The organism is Mycobacterium lehmannii (assembly GCF_001499925.1).
Taxonomy (GTDB): domain Bacteria; phylum Actinomycetota; class Actinomycetes; order Mycobacteriales; family Mycobacteriaceae; genus Mycobacterium; species Mycobacterium lehmannii.
The window spans coordinates 126908-143693 of the sequence record NZ_LQIR01000001.1 but is presented as its reverse complement, the minus strand read 5'-3'; the positions used below and the strand labels follow the sequence as shown (position 1 = coordinate 143693).

Genomic DNA, 16786 nt, shown 5'->3' with positions numbered 1-16786 from the left:
AAAGAACCCTGTGAGCTGGGTCTTTGCGCTGGCAATGAAACCCGGTCCCCGGGTGTGGCAGGCTCAGCTCGTGGAGCTGCCCACACCGAATCCCGCCCTGTCCCATCTGGCCGATGTGGTGCCGTCGATCCTGTCGGCGATGGGCGCGGGCGGTTTCGAGAATTCCCTCGGGCTCGTCGATGACCTCGGAGGGGCCTGTGTCCTGCTGATCGACGGTTTGGGCGCCGAACTTCTCGACCGGTACGCCGCCGATGCACCCACGATGGCGTCGCTTCGGGGTCGGACCTTGACCGTCGGCTTCCCGTCGACCACCGCCGCGGGATTGGCGGCGGTCGGCACCGGCCGCCGCTCCGGCGAGCACGGGTTCGTCGGCTACTCCTTCCGAGTGCCGGACGCCGGTGTCATCAACGCCCTGCGATGGCGCCCGCACCCCTGGGGCCAGGACCTTCGCGGCACCGTCATCCCTGAACAGATGCAGCCACTGCCCACCACTTTCGAGCGGGCCACCTCGGCGGGCGTCACCGTCAGCGTCATCTCCGGCGCCGAGTTCACCGGCTCCGGGCTTACCCGTGCCGTGCTTCGCGGCGGACGCTACGTGGGTGTTCATGCGCTCGGCGATCTCGCGGCGGCGGTGCAGACCACGCTCTCCGACGGCGGGTTCTGCTACGGGTACCACGCCGAGCTCGACATGCTGGGCCACCTGTACGGGCCGGGGTCGACGCAATGGCGCATGCAGCTGCGACAGATCGACACGCTCATCGAATCGGTGGTCGAGGCGTTGCCGCCGGGCGGGCTGCTGGCCGTGGTGGCCGACCACGGGATGGTCGAGGTCTCCCCTGGCCGCACGGTCGACGTCGACGCCACCCCGGCGCTGCTTGACGGCGTGGAGGCAGTCGCCGGAGAGGCGCGGGCCCGGCACATCTATATAGAAGACGGTTCGCAGGGCGATGTCCTCGACGCCTGGCGGACCGTGCTGGGTGAGCGCGCGTGGGTGCTTTCCAGGGAGCAAGCCATCGAGGCCGGCTGGTTCGGACCCCAGGTCAGCGACGAGGTTCGGCCCCGGATCGGCGATATCGTGGCCGCCGCCCGCGACACCGCGGCGATCGTGCGGCGCACCACCGAACCGCTGGAATCATCATTGATCGGGCACCACGGGTCGCTCACCTTCGCTGAACAGACGGTTCCGTTGCTGCTGGCGCTCGGCTGAGCTTTCGCCACACCCTCGCGGTGCATGGCAGATCGACTGGATTCCAACGTGATTCAGACCGTGATGCGGCAGCGCATTGGCAATTCGATTGCTGCACGGCCAAATTCAACCGGTGGTATTCGACGTTGCTAATCCAACGCCAAAAAGGGTGACTCTGCAATGCTATTCGTGAAGTAGGTAATAGAAACCACAGGCTGTGAAGGCCATCACAGAATTTGGTGGCACTCTCCGGAAACTTGTAGCGTCCGACCGCGTGTTTGCTATTGCCACGCTTTTGACGCTTGTAAACCAGGTGTCCGGCACGCCGTACGTCACCGGCGGCGACTCGCCTGCCGGTACGGACTGCTCGGGCCTGGTGTCTTGGGTGACGAATGCAGCGACCGGTCGGCCCGTGTACGGCGACCGGTTCAACACGGGAAACATCGAGAGCGCCCTGCTCGAGCGCGGTTTCCAGTACGGCACCCAGCCCGGTGCCCTGGTGGTCGGCTGGAACAGCGGCCACACCGCGGCCACCCTGCCCGACGGCACTCCCGTCTCGTCCGGTGAGGGCGGCGGCGTGAAGATCGGGGGCGGCGGCGCCTACCAGGACCAGTTCACCAATCACATGTTCCTGCCGGTGCCGCCTGAGCAGCCGATGGTCCCGGGTGCCCCACCCGCGCCGGTGGTGATGATGGCCGGGCACGAGCCCGCCCCGCCGGCCGCTCCGTTCGCCCCTCCGCCGCCGCCTCCTCCGGCCGACCCGTTCGCGCCGCCGGCTCCGATGCCTCCGGCCTGAGCGTGACCCGCGCCCGGATAGCCTCTGCGGCGTGATCGTGCTTCTTCCGCCCTCGGAAACCAAACGGGTCGGAGGCGACGGGCCCCCACTGCGGCTGGAGTCGCTCAGCTCGCCTGAGCTCGGACCTTTGCGCGCCGAACTGCTCGACGAGCTGGCAAAACTGGCCGCCGACCGGCCTGCATGCCGGCGCGCCCTGGGGCTCTCCGCATCACAGGACGCCGAAATCGAGCGCAACGCGGAATTACGCGTCGCGCCGACGTTGCCGGCGATCAGCCGCTACACCGGAGTCCTCTACGACGCGCTGGACGTCGGATCGCTTCGCGGGGCCGCCGCAGCGCGGGCAAGGGCACGGCTGGCCGTCGGCTCTGCCTTGTTCGGACTGCTGCGCGCCGACGATCCGGTCCCGGCCTATCGGCTCTCGGCGACGTCGAAGCTTCCCGGCCGGCCGTCATTGGCGACGCGGTGGCGCCCACTGCTGGAACCCGTGCTGGCCGACTGGGCCGTCGACGACCTGGTCGTCGACCTCCGCTCCGGTTCGTATGCGGCGCTCGGCCGGCTGCCCAACGCGGTACGGGTGGACGTGGTCGCCGAGCATCCAGACGGGCGCCGCAGCGTGGTGACCCACTTCAACAAGGCGCACAAGGGGCGACTCGCCCGCGTACTGGCGAGCTCGCGATCCGAACTCGCGGATGCGGCCGCGGTCGCAGCTGTGGCGCGGCGCGCGGGTATGCGGGTGGAACGCCGCGGAGACGAGTTGACCGTCGTCGTCGCCGCCTGAGCGGACCGCCGTCAGATCTTGACGATCATGTCGCTGGTGTAGAACTCCTTGGGGTCCTGGGAGAACGGGTCGGGCCGCGTGATCCACACCCACGCTCCCGTCGCTCCCGGTTCGATGCTGTCGTGGAGGCTGACGGTGCCGTGACCGACACCGTTGGTCTGCAACGGAGCCATGGCGACACCGGGATCGCTGCCGAGGCACGGCGCCGACGACGGCCGCGGAACCTGAATGAGCCGGACGTCGTAGCGCGTGTTGGGTATGGCCACGTCGAGCGTGACATCCGCGGACAGATTCGACCCGCTCGACCTGATGACGCTCGTGCCCCGCCCATAGCCGGTCGGGCCGTTGTAGTCGGTCTCGCTGAAATCGCAACGCCGCGACACCTGGTTCATCGGGACGAAGGTGTCATTGGCCGCCGCGATGCCGGCGGTCAGCAACCCCAGGGGTGCCGCGGTCGTGAGCGCGGCGGCCGAGGCCATCAGTCGGATCGATCGGCGCATGTCTTCGTCCCCGTTCCTCATCCGCGGTGTGTAGCCACCGGATTGACCGTCGTCGCTACCGTAAACCACCCGCGACCCGCGCCGGAACGGTTCGCCGGGTGTTCGGCGCCTGGGCGATCAGTCCCGGCACTCGACGACGTCGTAGGCGCCGTCGGCATACCGCGCCCTGATCAACTTCTTGTCGAACTTGCCGACGCTGGTCTTGGGCACCTCCTCGACGAATGCCCAACGCTCCGGCAACCAGAATCGGGGCACGTTGTCGCTCAGATGTTTCCGCAATTCGTCGGGGGTGACGGACGCCTCGTCGTCGAGAACCACCGCCGCCAACGGCCGCTCCTGCCATCGATCGTCGGGCACCGCGACGACCGCCGCCTCGTACACGGCGGGGTGGTCCATGATGCGCAGCTCCAACTCCACCGACGAGATCCACTCCCCACCGGACTTGATCACGTCCTTGGCTCGGTCGGTCAACGTGATGAAGCCCTGCGGATCGATCTTTCCGACGTCGCCGGTGCGCAACCACCCCTCGTCGAACTTGCTCGAGTCGGCGTTGAGGTAGTACGACCCGGTGATCCACGGGCCGCGAATCTCGATCTCGCCCACGGCTTTCCCGTCGCTGGGCAGGACCGCGCCCTGGTCGTCGACGATGCGGATCTCCACACCGCACAATGCGCGGCCGGCCGCGGCCCGCAACGTCCAGTGGTCATCGCCGGTCACTTCCGGTGGCGGGACCGCAATCGCCGCGAGCGGAGAGGTTTCGGTCATACCCCAGCCCTGCCGGATGACGACGCCGAAGCGCTCCTGGTACTCCTTCATCATCGCCAGTGGGACCGCCGATCCGCCGCAGCAGACGTTGCGTAGCGACGAGATGTCCCTGTCCGGGTTGGCGTGCAAGAAGTTGAGCACGTCGTTCCATATCGTCGGCACCGCCGCCGACACGGTCGGGCGGTGGCGCTCGATCATGTCGACCAGCGGAGCGGCCTGCAGAAACCGGTCGGGCAGCAGCAGATCCGCGCCGGCCATCACCGACGCATACGGCTGACCCCACGCATTGGCGTGAAACATCGGAACGACCGTCAACACGCGGTCACCGTCGGCCAGACCGATGCCGTTGGCGGAGCACACGGCCATCGAGTGCAGGTACGTCGACCGGTGGCTGTAGACGACGCCTTTCGGGTTGCCGGTCGTGCCGCTGGTGTAACACATTGCGGCGGCACTCTTTTCGTCAAGATCCGGCCAGTCGTACTCGAGCGGCTGCTCGGCGATGAGGTCGTCGTACCGAATCACCGTGGGGCCCGCGTCGGCGAGCTCGGAGATGTCGCCCTCCCCCACCACGACCACGGTGTGCACGGTCGTCAGCCGCGGCAGGATCGGTGCGAACAACGCCACGAGCGACATATCCACCAGCACAACGGAATCCTCGGCCTGGTTGGCGATGAACGCGACCTGATCGCCGCCCAGGCGGATGTTGAGTGTGTGCAGCACCGCGCCCATGCACGGCGCGGCGAAGTACGCCTCGAGGTGTTCCTGGTTGTTCCACATGAACGTGGCGACCCGTTGCCCCTCGGTCACTCCGAGCGCACGCAGCCCGTTGGCCAACTGGGCCACCCGGGTTCCGAGCTCGCCGAAGCTGATCTCCCGCGAACCGTCGGGCGTCGCGGTGATCACCTTGCGCCCGGAGTGCCACCCCGTGCCGTGTCGCAGGATCGTGGTCAGGGTCAGTGGAAAGTCCTGCATCGTGCTGTCCATCGGCACCTCCCGTGCGGCTGGCTCGATAGCGCCATGATGGTCCATGTCCTGGCGTTTCGACAGGAAACCGGGTATCGCGTCGCTAGCATCTGCGGTCATGGTCCAACCGAGCTATCCGCCCGCCTACCCGATGCCGCGGCCCCCGAAGCGGCCGGTGTCCGGCGCGGACATCGCGGCTTCGATAGTCGCCCTGGTGATGACCGCCGCGATGCTCGTCGTCGGTGCGGTGTTCGGGCTCTTCTCCCTCGCGTTCCTGGATCACTGCCCTCCCGAGAGTTGTAGCGAGGCGGGCGCGGTCGGCGCGATCATCAACGCGCTGTTGATCGCCGCCGCCATCGGTGTGGCCGGGTTGATCGTCACGGTCGTGCAGCTGGTGCGGCGTGCGCGTGGCTGGCCGTTCGCTCTGGGAACCTTCGGGCTCTGCCTGGCCACGCTCATCGTCGGCGGCTTCTTCTACACCTTGGCGGTCGGCTGAAACACCCGAGCGCCGCGGCGACTTGGCCTACCGTTGGTCGCGCCGAGCACACCCGCCGGCGTCACCTCAGATGGGAGGCTGCGTGTTACGCGATATCCGGGAGTTGACCGATTCACCGGAGGAGTACGCCGAGGAACTGCGGAGGCGGTGGGGCGGGCTTCTGAGCTATCGCTACATCGGCCGCAGTTACGCGCAGATGGATCTCGTCGAGGAGGACAACACGGTCACCGTGCGCCGCGATATGCGCGACGCCGCGGGTGGGCTGCTGTTCGCCGTGCTGGGCATCTCAGCACCCGAGAGCGGCCACATGTCCGACCTGGAGGCGGTGCCGAACCCGGTCATCCACTCCTGCCAGATCCTCGATCCGGGCCTGGGCGTGCGACGCTTCGAGGTGGTATCCGAGGAACTGAGGGTCGGCCGCCAGATGGGCTACAGCCGCGCGAAGATCGTCGACGCCGACAACCCGGATCGGGCGCTCGCGCTGATCGAGGGTCAGGGGGTCAGCATCGGCATCCCGCCCGAGGGACTGGAACGAATGGAGGCCAATCCCCTCGAGATCGTCGACTCCCCCGACCTGCCGCCGCTGTGGCAGGTGTTCGGCGGCCATCGTCGACCAGACGGCCGCTGGGGGCTGCCCGAACTGTCGGTCGAGGTCGCATCACCCGATGCGGCCCTGCACGTCGGACCGCAGTTCGTCATCCTCGAGACCGCCGCCATCGACGCCGCGGCCGCGGCCGCGGGAACCGACCGTCTCCACGGCGTGTCCTGCCATGTGATGTTCATGGCGCGCGGAAAGGCTGGCCCATTCCGGGTGGACACCGAAGTGGTACGCGCGTCTGCCGACACGATCGCGGTGCGGGTGCTGATGCATGACGAGGGCGTCGACGACCGTGTCACCACCGCGGCGTCATACGTGTTTCGGATGGCCTGATCGCAATCAGCGGCCGGGCACCATGAGACACTTCCGCCATGGTTGTCGCAATCGCCCGCCCCAAGCTCGAGGGCAGCGTCGCTGTCGGTGAGGATCGACGTATCGGCTTCGCCGAGTTCGGTGACCCGCAAGGCCGCGCCATCTTCTGGCTGCACGGCACCCCGGGTGCCCGCCGCCAGATCCCGATGGAAGCGCGCATCTATGCCGAGAAGGCGAACATCCGCCTGATCGGCCTCGACCGGCCCGGCATCGGGTCCTCGACCCCGCATCGGTACGAGCGGGTCGTCGATTTCGCCGTCGATCTGCGCACCATCGCCGACACCCTGGGCATCGACAAGATGGCCGTCGTCGGCCTGTCCGGTGGAGGCCCGTACACGCTCGGGTGCGCGGCCGCGCTGCCGGACCGTGTGGTTGTGGCGAGCGTGATCGGCGGTGTCGCCCCCACCGTCGGCCCCGACGAGATCCCCGGTGGGCTGATGGGCAACCTCGGCACGCGCGTCGCGCCGCTGCTGCAGTACGCGGGAATCCCGATCGGCCTGCTGGCCTCGGCGCTGATCCGGTTTATCAAGCCGGTCGCTTCACCGGTCGCCGATCTGTACGGCCGGGTGTCACCCGAGGGGGACCGCCGCCTGCTGGCCCGCCCGGAGATCAAGGCGATGTTCCTCGACGATCTGCTCAACGGCAGCCGCAAACAACTGGCCGCACCGTTCTCCGACATCGTCGTCTTCGCCCGTGACTGGGGCTTCCGGCTCGATGAGATCACCGTGCCCGTCCGGTGGTGGCACGGCGACGCCGACCACATCGTCCCGTTCAGGCATGGCGAGCACGTCGTGTCGAAACTTCGCGACGCCGAGCTGTACCCGATGCCGGGCGAGAGTCACCTCGCCGGCCTGGGCCGCGCCGAGGAGATCCTGCAGACGACGATGAAGGTCTGGGACGAACAGAAGAGCCAGCGCTCCTGACCGCTCAGCTCAGCGTTCCTGACCGCTCAGCTCAGCGTTTGAGCCAGCCGGACACCGTGGACAGGTCCCGGCTGTAGGCCATCAGGATGTCGTCGTGGTACAGCGCACCGCCGCTGATGGCGTCGTTTCCCTGCCAGATCACGTGGATACGCACCGGGCTGCGCGTGTAATAGTCGGTACGGTCCGCCTCCCTGCGGTCCCATCCGACCTCTACGGCGCGTTCAGACATCTGCTCGCGCGCGTTCTCCGCCATCGGTACTCCTCCTGTGTCGGACCCGTACGTTAGCCGATCCGCATGGCACCGCTGCAGGAGGCTGCGGACGCGCATCAGTGCTCTGGCACCGCGAACGTGACCACGAGGACGTCGCGGCGCGCGGGTCGGGACGGATCGATGGGCAGGATGGATGTCACGCCATGAAGCGTACGACGGTCCGGATTACCCCGCCGATTTCGTGAACGTCAGACGTCAGCTCAGTGCGCGGCGCAGCAAGTGCATGGCCACCGTGGTGGACCGCTCACGGATATCGGCGCGGTCACCGGGCATCCGCATCGATCTTGTGACCGCAGTACCGTCCGCCAGCTTCAGGCTGAAACACACGGTGCCGACCGGTTTCTCCTTCGTCCCGCCGCCCGGCCCGGCGATGCCGGTGATCGCGACCGCGGTGTCCGCGCCGAACCGGTTCAGCGCTCCGTCGGCCATCGCTTCGGCGACGGGTTCGGAGACAGCGCCATGCTTTTCGATCAGCGCGGGGTCGACGCCGAGCAACCCGGACTTGGCGTCGTTCGCGTAAGCCACCACCGCGCCCGCGACGTACGCCGACGAACCCGCGAGGTCGGTCAGCCGCGCAGCCAACAGACCGCCGGTGCACGACTCCGCGGTCGCGATGCGCCGCCCGGTCAGCAGCCGGGCGACCTGGTCGTCGATTCGCGAGCCGTCCTCGGAGAAGACCGCGTCGCCATGACGATCGCGCAGCACCGCCATCAGGTCGGCATAGGTCTCGGCGGCGTCGGGTTCGAACCGGGTGACGACCTCGAGTTCGCCGCGCCGCAGGCAGGTGGTGATCTCGAGCCGATCGAAGCCGTCGACCTCGCGTTCGGCGTCGCGCAGCGTGTCGGCCAGACCGGACTCCGGAAGCCCGAACATCCGCACCATCTCCTGGCGATACACCGTGCGGCCCGCTATCGCCTTCTGCACGGCGGCGGTCTGCAACGCCAGCGGCCACATGGGCTGCAGCTCGCGCGGCGGGCCGGGCAGCACGACGACCGTCGGCGAGCCGGGAACCACGACACCCGGTGCGGTGCCCACCGGATCGATGACGTCAGCGCCTTCGGGGATCAGGGCCTGTTTGCGGTTGGCCACCCGGATCGCTTCGGCGTCGACGTCCGGGAACCGTGCCATCAGCCGCGACACGATGTCGGCGATCTTCTCCTCGAGTCGGTTGTCCAACACCAACTCTCGGCCGCTGAACCGAGCCACGGTGTCGACGGTCATGTCGTCGGCAGTGGGCCCCAGGCCGCCGGTGGTGATGATGAGGTCCACACCCTCGTCGGCCAGGAAACGCAGCTGGGCCTCGATGTCGCCGCGCCGGTCGCCGCACATCGTGATGTGTGCCAGTTCGACACCCAACTCCAGCAGCCGGTCGGCCAGCCAGGGTCCGTTGAGGTCTTGGATCCGGCCGGTGAGGACTTCCGTACCGGTGACGACGATGCCCGCGCGTGCGCTCACGATTGACGACATTACGCACCCGACACAGCGGCGGCGCACGGCGGTAATGTCGTTACCCATGACCGCGCCCAAGTCGCTTCGCGAGTTGTTCGACCAACTCGGCCTGACCGAGGTGCCGTCACCCGAGGGCACCGTGACGATGGAGATGCCGGTCGACGAGCGGACCACCAACACCGCGGGCGGTCTGCAGGGCGGCTTGATCGCGACGATGGCCGACGTGACGGCGGGTCAACTCGCCTCTCGAGTCACCCCGTTCGGCCACGCCATCGCCACCACCGACCTGTTCATCCGCTACCTGCGGCCCATCAAGATCGGGCCGGCGAAGGCGGTCGCGCGGATTCTGCGTACCGGGAAACGTTCGGCGGTCGTGCAGGTCGACATCTACCGCGGCAACGACGACGAGATCGGAGCGACCGCGACGGTGAACTTCGCCGCCGTCGACTGACCTGACCCGGACCGCGCCCGCCGACTAGCCCCTGGCCGACTAGACCCCTGGCCGACCAGGCCCCTGGCCGACCAGACCCCTGGCCGATTGTGGGGTTATGTCACGCTCGCGGCGCGGAAGACGTGCGGGTAACCCACGTTCGGCGCCAGATCTACTGTGCGAGATCTACTTGTGCGGGACGTCGTTGGTCAGGCCGCCGTCCATGACGTACTCTGCGCCGGTCGAGTATCGGGACTCGTCGCTGGCCAGGAACACCACGAACGTGGCGACCTCCTCGGGCTGACCGGGCCGGCCCAACGGAATCCGCAGCATGTTGTCCGGGAAGTGTTTGGTCATCGGGGTGCGGATGAAGCCGGGATGCACCGAATTCACCCGAATGTTGTGCGACCCCAGCTCGAGTGCCGCCGACTTGGTCAGCCCGCGCACCGCCCACTTGGAGGCGACGTACGGGTGCACCATCACCGCGCCGCGCAATCCCTCGATCGACGAGATGTTGATGATCGACCCGCCGCCCGCGGCCTTCATCGCCTCAACCGAATGCTGCATGCCGAGGAAGGTGCCGGTGAGGTTGACGTCGATGACCTTCTGCCACTTGGCCATGTCGAACTGACCGATCTGCCCGAGCGCGACCGTGCCCGCGTTGTTCACCAACACGTTGAGCTTGCCGAATTCGTTGACCGCGGTGGCGACCGCGGCCTCCCACTGGTCGGCCTGGGTGACGTCGAGGTGCACGTAGCGGGCGGACTCGCCGATCTCCTCGGCCAGCGCCTTGCCCTTCTCGTCGAGGATGTCGCCGATTACCACCTTGGCACCCTCGGCAACCAGTGCACGGGCATCGGCCGCGCCCATCCCCTGCGCTCCGCCACTGATCAGAGCCACCTTGTCGTCCACACGTCCCATGGGGCGTCAGGCTACCGCACCCCGCGCAGAACTAGAACCTGTTCCAATTTGGCTGGCCAGCACGCATACTGCAGGCCATGGCTATTCGGGTGGCGCTCATCGGAACCGGCAACTGCGGCAGCCTCGCGCTGAAGCAACTCATCGACGATGCGCGGTTCGATCTCACCGGCGTCTGGGTCGCGTCAGAGGCCAAGGTGGGCAAGGACGCCGGCGAACTAGCCGGCCTCGACGTCACCACCGGAGTGACCGCGGTCGATGATCTCGACGCGATCATCGCCGGCGCACCGGAGTGCGTCGTCTACTGCGCGATGGGCGACACCCGACTGCCCGACGCGATGGCCGACGTGCGCAAGATCCTCGCGGCGGGCATCGATGTGGTCGGCTCCGGTCTCGGCGTATTGCAGTACCCGTGGCGGGTGATCCCTGACAAGTACATTCAGCGAGTCGAAGACGCTGCCCGAGAAGGGAGTTCGACGGTCTTCATGACGGGCGTCGACCCTGGCTTCGTGACCGACCTGCTCCCCTTCGCGCTCGCCGGAACGTGTCAGAGCATCGAACAGATCCGCACGATGGAGATCGCCGACTACGCGAGCTACGACGGCGCCACGGTGATGTTCGATGTGATGGGTTTCGGCAACGAGATCGGTGACCTCCCGATGCTGTACCAGCCGGGGGTGCTGAGCATCGCCTGGGGCACCGCGATCCGGCAGCTCGCCGCGGGTCTGGGCATCGAGGTCGACGAGATCAAGGATTCCGTCGAACAGGAGCCTGCTCCCGAGGACTTCGACGTCGCGGTCGGCACGATCAAGAAGGGCACGGTGGCCGCCGTGCGCTTCTTGATCGAGGGCATGGTCAAAGGCCGGCCGGCGATCGTCGTCGAGCACGTCACCCGGTTGCGCGGCGACCTGCGACCGGATTGGGCCCAACCCGCACAGCCGGGCGGTTCGTACCGTGTCGAGATCACCGGCGAACCGTCCTATGTCATGGACATCTGCCCGACCAGTCGCAACGGCGACCACAACTACGCGGCGATCCTGGCCGCGGCCGGCCGCATCGTCAACGCGATCCCGGACGTGGTGGCGGCCGCGCCGGGGATCCGGACCACTTTGGACATGCCGCTCGTGACGGGCAAGGGGTTGTACTCGGCTCAGTAGGCTGACGAAGCTATGAGCCTGCAGCCGGCGATACCCAAACGCGTGGACGCGGTAGCCGAAGTCGCCGCGAGCCCGCAGGGTCCCCGCGTCGGAGCGTTCTTCGACCTCGACGGCACGCTGGTCGACGGCTTCACGGCCACGGCACACGCCGCCGACCGCATCCGTCGCAGACAGGCGCGCATCGGCGAGGTGCTCGGTGTGGTCGAAGCGTCGCTGCGATACCGGTTGGGCCGCATGCAATTCGAGCGACTTCTCACCCGCGCGGCCGGTTATCTACGCGGCGAGTCCTTGGCCGAACTCGACGAGCTCGGCGAGCGGCTCTTCGTCGAACGGGTGGCGGCGCGCGTGTTCCCCTACATGCACGAGATCGTCCAAGCCCACCAGCAGCGCGGTCACACCGTCGTGCTCAGCAGCTCGGCGCTGACCATCCACGCCGAGCCCGTCGCCCGGTTCACCGGGATCGACCACGTGTTGTGCAACCACTTCGAGACCGACGACGCTGGGCTCCTCACCGGCCGGATCCGAAAGCCCGTCATCTGGGGAGCCAACAAATCGACCGCGGTGCAGCGTTTCTGCGAGGCCAATGATGTTGAGCTGCAACGTAGCTACTTCTACGCCGACGGCGACGAGGACTCGGTGTTGATGGCTCTGGTCGGCAATCCGCGGCCGGTGAACCCGCGCCCCGGGCTCGCCGCGATGGCGGCCGAAAACGGGTGGCCTGTGTTGCAGGTCGAGGGGTCGAGCAACCGCAGGCTGGTGTCGTTGCGCCGGTTCATCGGTTACGACTGAGCGCGCCGAGCGTCGGGAATATGACGGGATCTGGGCCGAATCGCGTCATAAAGCCGACTCTCAGCGAAAGATCTAACCGTGACCGCAAAGTTCAACGACGTCGCCGCGGTCGTCGCGACGCGCGACTTTGTGGCCGCCCGGTCCTGGTACTGCGAGGTCATGGGGCGCGGCCCCGACCTCGAGCCGATCGAGGGCGTCGCCGAGTGGCAGATCGCCGCGACGGCGTGGCTGCAGCTGATGGCGGACCACTCGCGGGCGGGCCGGTCGGCGGTCCGGATCGGGGTCGACGATCTCGACGCACAGATCGCCGAGTTGGCGGGGCTCGGCATCGACACCGGAGAGGTCGTCGTGATCGCCGATCTGGTGAAGGTCGTCGACGTCGTCGACCCGGACGGTAACGAGGTCTCTTTCGTACAAGACCTCGGTGCGTACTAAACTAGAACACGTTTCAATTTGAGCGGTGACCATCAAGGAGCAGGTATGCGCACTCCGATCTGTAACGACCTCGGCATCGAGTATCCGATCTTCGCGTTCACCCACTGCCGGGACGTGGTGGTCGCCGTGAGCAAGGCCGGCGGCTTCGGCGTCCTCGGCGCCGTCGGATACACACCGGAGCAGCTCGAGATCGAGCTCAAGTGGATCGACGAGAACATCGGCGACCACCCGTACGGCGTGGACATCGTGATCCCGAACAAGTACGAGGGCATGGACTCCGCCGATATGGACCCGGAGGTGCTCAAGAAGACGCTCAACGATCTCGTCCCGCAGGAGCACATCGACTTCGCCAAGAAGATCCTCTCCGAGCATGGCGTCCCGGTCGATCACAGCGACGACGACGCGTTGCAACTGCTCGGCTGGACCGAGGCCACCGCCACCCCGCAGGTCGAGGTCGCGCTGCGGCATCCGAAGTGCACGCTGATCGCCAACGCGCTCGGCACTCCCCCCGCCGACATGATCAAGCACATCCACGACGAAGGCCGTAAGGTCGCCGCGCTGTGCGGGTCACCTTCGCAGGCGCGCAAACACGCCGACGCCGGGGTGGACATCATCATCGCCCAGGGCGGCGAGGCCGGCGGGCACTGCGGCGAGATCGGCTCGATCGTGCTGTGGCCGCAGGTCGTCAAGGAGGTCGCGCCGGTGCCCGTGCTGGCCGCAGGCGGCATCGGCAGCGGCGAGCAGATCGCTGCCGCGCTGGCGCTCGGGACGCAAGGCGCCTGGACGGGTTCGCAGTGGGTGATGGTGGAGGAGTCGGAGAACACTCCGGTTCAGCACGCCGCGTACGTCAAGGCCACCAGCAAGGACACTGTGCGCAGCCGGTCGTTCACCGGTAAGCCCGCGCGGATGCTGCGCAACGAGTGGACCGAGGCGTGGGAGGACCCCAACAACCCCGAGCCGCTCGGAATGCCGTTGCAGTACATGGTTTCCGGGATGGCGGTGGCTGCCACCCACAAGTACCCGAACGAGTCCGTCGACGTGGCGTTCAACCCGATCGGTCAGGTGGTCGGGCAGTTCAGCAAGGTCGAGAAGACCGCGACGGTGATCGAGCGCTGGGTGCAGGAGTACCTCGAGGCGACCGGCAGGCTCGACGAGATCAACGAGGCCGCCTCGGTCTAGAAGTGGCTCGCCGCACGGACGATGGCACCGGTGTAGGCGCAGTCCCTGCGCGTCGATGTACTGAGCGTGGCCCGCTGATCTTGGGGTACTCGGGTACCCATGACGCACATAAGACGGTGGGGGGCCGTATACATACTGCTCCTGCTGTTCGTCGGCTCGTGGCTCGGCCAGTTCTTCACCCAACTGGCCGAGTTCACGAGCACCCAGCAGCAGCATGGGCAACCGTTCATATGGGGTGAATACCTCCACCAGTTCTTCGCGAGCACCTTCGAGAACTGGCAGAGCGAGTGGTTGCAACTGATCTTCCAGGCGATCTTGCTGCTCGGTGCCAAGCACTGGTTGTTCAAGGTCGACGCTGAGGATCTGGAGCGCATCGAAGCCAAGATCGACGACATCAAAGACCGGTTGGGCCTGCCTACACCCCCACCGTGAGAAGCCGCTGGGTGGCCCGTTCCACCACTTCGCGCCGGGTTAGTCCGGCGTGGTCGGCGGCGATGAAGTGACCGCCGATCGCCAGCGAGAAGGCGAGCATGGCGCGAGCCTCGACATCGGCGGCGTCCTCCACGAAAGTGCCGATGAGAGTACGCAGGTACTCCATCCGGCGGTTGTCGACGCGACGAAGGCGCCGCGCCACCGCGCGGTCGCGGCGAGCCCAGTCGCGCACCGCCAGGTCGACCGGGAGGAGCTCTTTGGAGAACGTGAGCAGGCCCGCCTTGCGGACCTTCGCTCTGGCGTCGCCACCCTCGGACTCCACACGTGCGAGCACATCGTCGGTGCTCCGCCGTTCCCACGACTCCAACAGTGCGTCGAGGAAGTCCTGCCGATTGGTGAAGTGCCAATAGAAGCCGCCACGCGTGACGCCCAACGCTTTGGCGAGTAAATCCACCCGAACGGCGTCCGGCCCACCCGCTGCCAACGCCTCGAGTCCGGCGTCGATCCACCCGTTCCGTGGTGTGCGGATTTGAGCGACCATTCCTGTCCCCTCTGCTAGGGCCTTGACGGCGTTACGAATTCAAGCATACAGTGATGTATGTTTGGCGCTGAGCGGCTCGACGTCGTCGAGCATTTCGCCCGTCCCTGGCGAATCCACGAAATCGCCAAGGGCTTCGAGGTTCTCGACGTCTGGGCGTTGCCGACACCGGGACGGCGCGATGACTTCGACGAACTCGTGACGCTGTGGCGGACATTCGATCCCGCGCGGACCTCCCCCGTCGTGCGCTTTCTGTTCGCCACCCGGTGGGCGCTGGGCAGGTTGTTCGCGCTCGACACGCCAGAGGCGAGCACGGGGGTACGCGTCCCTACCCTGCGAGACCGGCTCACCCCCGAATTACGAGGAACTGCAACGAAGCTCGCTGTTGACCACGCCCATTTTCAGCCCCTGTATCGCATCGACGACGAGTTCGCGATGGAGATCGCCAATCGAACCGTTCACGGGGTGCTGCACGTCGGCTGGGTAGTCGACGTCACGGGTGTTTACCGCGCGCAGATGGCGGTGCTGGTCCGGCCCAACGGGGTGATGGGCCGGATGTATTTGCGCGCGATCGCTCCCGTCCGTCACCTGGTCGTCTACCCGCTGATGCTGCGCGACATCGGCCGACTGTGGCGCAGCGGGCCGGGTGCGACACGACACGAAGGCAGTCAACCATGACGAGAAGCCACGCCTCCGATCGTCGTGTTCGGCAGATCTCTCCACCCGAAGCGTTGCTCACCGCGAGCGCACTCGGGCGCATCGACTACGCCGACGCGTTCGAGGTCGACACCGAGCATCCACCCGAGCGCAGCGCCGAAGAATGGCTGCGGACAGTTTTGGAGGACGCCCCGCTGCACACCAGGATCCGGCTGTTGTCGGCGTGGTCGGCGATCGGGCTCAAGCTGCGGACGCCGGGTTCGGCCGGGTCGATACTCGGGTGGGACATCCGCGCCCGCGACGCCGATCTCGTGGTGGTCGGGACCCACTCACGGATCGGGATGCCGGCAGAACTGGTCCTGCGTCGCGAGCACGGCGGATTGCTGTTCGCGACGCTCGTCCGTCACAACAATGCCTTCGTGCGGGCTGTGTGGGCCACGATCGAGACGTCGCACGTCCAAACGGTCCGGTCGCTTCTCGAACGAGCCCGCCGCTATGGCGCGGGTGCCGGTGGAGTAGGCGCGGGCGGTGCGGGCGCTGTCGCGGGCGCGGGCGATGCGGGTGCGACCGGAACGTAGGGTCCGGGGTTCTGGTCCGGAATCGGCGTGTTCATGCCGCGCTGTGCGAGACCCATGATCAACGCTTCCTTACCGCTGATCTCATGCCTCTGGACGGCGTACCACAAGTCCTTCAGGTAGCTGACGTTCGGGCTCTCGTTTCCTCGGCCGGTCGGGTCCAGCACGGTCCCCGGCGGCAGCGCCTCCGGGCTCGCGAGATGCGGGACGGGCTCGGGCGGGGTGGCCGGTGCTTCGCCTTCTTCAGGCGCGGGCGGCGGTGCCGCGGGCGCAGGGCGCATCAACGCCAAGGGATCCGGGGCGGCTGCCGGTTGTGGGGCGGGCGCCGGCGCAGCGGCTTCCAGAACCGGTGCGCTGCTGGGCGCTGCGGGCGGCGGCGGCGGAGGAACCGGCGCGGCAGGTTCGGCGAGGGTCTGCGGCGCAGTGGCCATGAGTGCCGCTGCGATTCCCGCGCCAAGCAGCGAAAGCTTCTTCGGGTTGATGACGATCCTCACCGCTGCCCCCTTCCCGGGTTACCGCCGAAAGACCGGAGCACGGCCCTTCGACGGCGTCACTGTTGGTTCGAACAGTTTCGCAGAA

21 protein-coding genes and 1 pseudogene are annotated in these 16786 nt (G+C 67.3%); 14 read left to right on the top strand and 8 right to left on the bottom strand.

The window, feature by feature from the left end; genetic code table 11:
- Positions 1 to 70 precede the first annotated feature (70 nt).
- The 3 genes from AU192_RS00745 (at position 71) to yaaA (ending at position 2760) form a co-directional block, all read left to right on the top strand.
- Complete coding sequence (locus AU192_RS00745) at positions 71 to 1207, top strand: alkaline phosphatase family protein (RefSeq protein WP_064394157.1); 1137 nt, start codon at positions 71 to 73, stop codon at positions 1205 to 1207.
- 253 nt (positions 1208 to 1460) lie between these two features.
- On the top strand, positions 1461 to 1982 hold the full coding sequence (locus tag AU192_RS00740; protein WP_064393798.1) for an NlpC/P60 family protein: 522 nt from the start codon (positions 1461 to 1463) through the stop codon (positions 1980 to 1982).
- Positions 1983 to 2013: 31 nt separating this feature from the next.
- On the top strand, positions 2014 to 2760 hold the full coding sequence (yaaA, locus tag AU192_RS00735) for a peroxide stress protein YaaA (protein ID WP_064393797.1): 747 nt from the start codon (positions 2014 to 2016) through the stop codon (positions 2758 to 2760).
- An 11-nt stretch (positions 2761 to 2771) separates the two neighbouring features.
- On the opposite strand, the gene AU192_RS00730 is transcribed toward yaaA, so the two are convergent.
- Together AU192_RS00730 and AU192_RS00725 are read right to left on the bottom strand one after the other, a co-directional pair.
- On the bottom strand, positions 2772 to 3281 hold the full coding sequence (locus tag AU192_RS00730) for a hypothetical protein (RefSeq protein ID WP_064394156.1): 510 nt from the start codon (positions 3279 to 3281) through the stop codon (positions 2772 to 2774).
- 96 nt (positions 3282 to 3377) lie between these two features.
- Positions 3378 to 5009 (bottom strand): fatty acid--CoA ligase, encoded by a 1632-nt coding sequence (locus AU192_RS00725; RefSeq protein ID WP_064393796.1) that lies wholly within the window; start codon positions 5007 to 5009, stop codon positions 3378 to 3380.
- A 97-nt stretch (positions 5010 to 5106) separates the two neighbouring features.
- On the opposite strand from AU192_RS00725, the gene AU192_RS00720 reads away from it, so the two are divergent.
- From AU192_RS00720 to AU192_RS00710, 3 genes are all read left to right on the top strand, one after another.
- Entirely contained in the window at positions 5107 to 5484 is a 378-nt protein-coding gene (locus AU192_RS00720; protein ID WP_064393795.1) for a hypothetical protein, read from the top strand.
- A gap of 82 nt (positions 5485 to 5566) precedes the next feature.
- Positions 5567 to 6415 carry an acyl-CoA thioesterase domain-containing protein gene (locus tag AU192_RS00715; RefSeq protein ID WP_064394155.1) on the top strand — a complete coding sequence of 283 codons (849 nt, stop codon included), beginning with the start codon at positions 5567 to 5569 and terminating at the stop codon, positions 6413 to 6415.
- A gap of 38 nt (positions 6416 to 6453) precedes the next feature.
- Positions 6454 to 7377: an alpha/beta fold hydrolase gene (locus tag AU192_RS00710; RefSeq protein WP_064393794.1), complete on the top strand. Its 924-nt coding sequence runs from the start codon at positions 6454 to 6456 to the stop codon at positions 7375 to 7377.
- A gap of 31 nt (positions 7378 to 7408) precedes the next feature.
- On the opposite strand, the gene AU192_RS00705 is transcribed toward AU192_RS00710, so the two are convergent.
- From AU192_RS00705 to AU192_RS00700, 3 genes and pseudogenes are all read right to left on the bottom strand, one after another.
- Positions 7409 to 7630, bottom strand: coding sequence for a hypothetical protein (locus AU192_RS00705; protein ID WP_064393793.1), 222 nt, complete (start codon positions 7628 to 7630; stop codon positions 7409 to 7411).
- Between the two features lie 74 nt (positions 7631 to 7704).
- Positions 7705 to 7809 (bottom strand): annotated as a pseudogene (locus AU192_RS24910) (2OG-Fe dioxygenase family protein); the annotation flags it as partial.
- A 34-nt stretch (positions 7810 to 7843) separates the two neighbouring features.
- Positions 7844 to 9103, bottom strand: coding sequence for a competence/damage-inducible protein A (locus tag AU192_RS00700; protein WP_064394154.1), 1260 nt, complete (start codon positions 9101 to 9103; stop codon positions 7844 to 7846).
- Positions 9104 to 9161: 58 nt separating this feature from the next.
- Between AU192_RS00700 and AU192_RS00695 the strand changes: the two genes are divergently transcribed.
- Positions 9162 to 9548: a PaaI family thioesterase gene (locus AU192_RS00695; protein WP_064393792.1), complete on the top strand. Its 387-nt coding sequence runs from the start codon at positions 9162 to 9164 to the stop codon at positions 9546 to 9548.
- A gap of 165 nt (positions 9549 to 9713) precedes the next feature.
- Here the strand turns inward: AU192_RS00695 and AU192_RS00690 are convergent, their stop codons facing one another.
- A complete protein-coding gene (locus AU192_RS00690) occupies positions 9714 to 10448 on the bottom strand; it encodes a glucose 1-dehydrogenase (RefSeq protein ID WP_064393791.1) in 735 nt (244 codons plus the stop codon).
- A gap of 77 nt (positions 10449 to 10525) precedes the next feature.
- Between AU192_RS00690 and AU192_RS00685 the strand changes: the two genes are divergently transcribed.
- The 5 genes from AU192_RS00685 to AU192_RS00665 all read left to right on the top strand — a co-directional run bounded on the left by AU192_RS00685 (position 10526) and on the right by AU192_RS00665 (position 14437).
- Positions 10526 to 11602 carry an NAD(P)H-dependent amine dehydrogenase family protein gene (locus AU192_RS00685; protein ID WP_064393790.1) on the top strand — a complete coding sequence of 359 codons (1077 nt, stop codon included), beginning with the start codon at positions 10526 to 10528 and terminating at the stop codon, positions 11600 to 11602.
- A gap of 12 nt (positions 11603 to 11614) precedes the next feature.
- Positions 11615 to 12391, top strand: a complete 777-nt coding sequence (locus AU192_RS00680; RefSeq protein WP_064393789.1) for an HAD family hydrolase — start codon at positions 11615 to 11617, stop codon at positions 12389 to 12391.
- A 78-nt stretch (positions 12392 to 12469) separates the two neighbouring features.
- Entirely contained in the window at positions 12470 to 12826 is a 357-nt protein-coding gene (locus tag AU192_RS00675; RefSeq protein WP_064393788.1) for a VOC family protein, read from the top strand.
- 45 nt (positions 12827 to 12871) lie between these two features.
- A complete protein-coding gene (locus tag AU192_RS00670; RefSeq protein WP_064393787.1) occupies positions 12872 to 14005 on the top strand; it encodes a nitronate monooxygenase in 1134 nt (377 codons plus the stop codon).
- 99 nt (positions 14006 to 14104) lie between these two features.
- Positions 14105 to 14437: a DUF6766 family protein gene (locus tag AU192_RS00665; protein ID WP_064393786.1), complete on the top strand. Its 333-nt coding sequence runs from the start codon at positions 14105 to 14107 to the stop codon at positions 14435 to 14437.
- Here AU192_RS00665 and AU192_RS00660 read toward each other — a convergent pair.
- Entirely contained in the window at positions 14421 to 14978 is a 558-nt protein-coding gene (locus tag AU192_RS00660) for a TetR/AcrR family transcriptional regulator (RefSeq protein WP_064393785.1), read from the bottom strand. The genes AU192_RS00665 and AU192_RS00660 overlap by 17 nt on opposite strands.
- Positions 14979 to 15035: 57 nt before the next feature.
- On the opposite strand from AU192_RS00660, the gene AU192_RS00655 reads away from it, so the two are divergent.
- Both AU192_RS00655 and AU192_RS00650 read left to right on the top strand, forming a co-directional pair.
- Positions 15036 to 15653 (top strand): DUF2867 domain-containing protein, encoded by a 618-nt coding sequence (locus AU192_RS00655; protein ID WP_064393784.1) that lies wholly within the window; start codon positions 15036 to 15038, stop codon positions 15651 to 15653.
- Positions 15650 to 16210, top strand: coding sequence for a hypothetical protein (locus AU192_RS00650; RefSeq protein WP_174522745.1), 561 nt, complete (start codon positions 15650 to 15652; stop codon positions 16208 to 16210). The genes AU192_RS00655 and AU192_RS00650 overlap by 4 nt, the downstream gene beginning before the upstream one ends.
- Here the strand turns inward: AU192_RS00650 and AU192_RS00645 are convergent.
- Positions 16126 to 16701: a hypothetical protein gene (locus tag AU192_RS00645; RefSeq protein ID WP_064393783.1), complete on the bottom strand. Its 576-nt coding sequence runs from the start codon at positions 16699 to 16701 to the stop codon at positions 16126 to 16128. The genes AU192_RS00650 and AU192_RS00645 overlap by 85 nt on opposite strands.
- Positions 16702 to 16786: the final 85 nt, after the last annotated feature.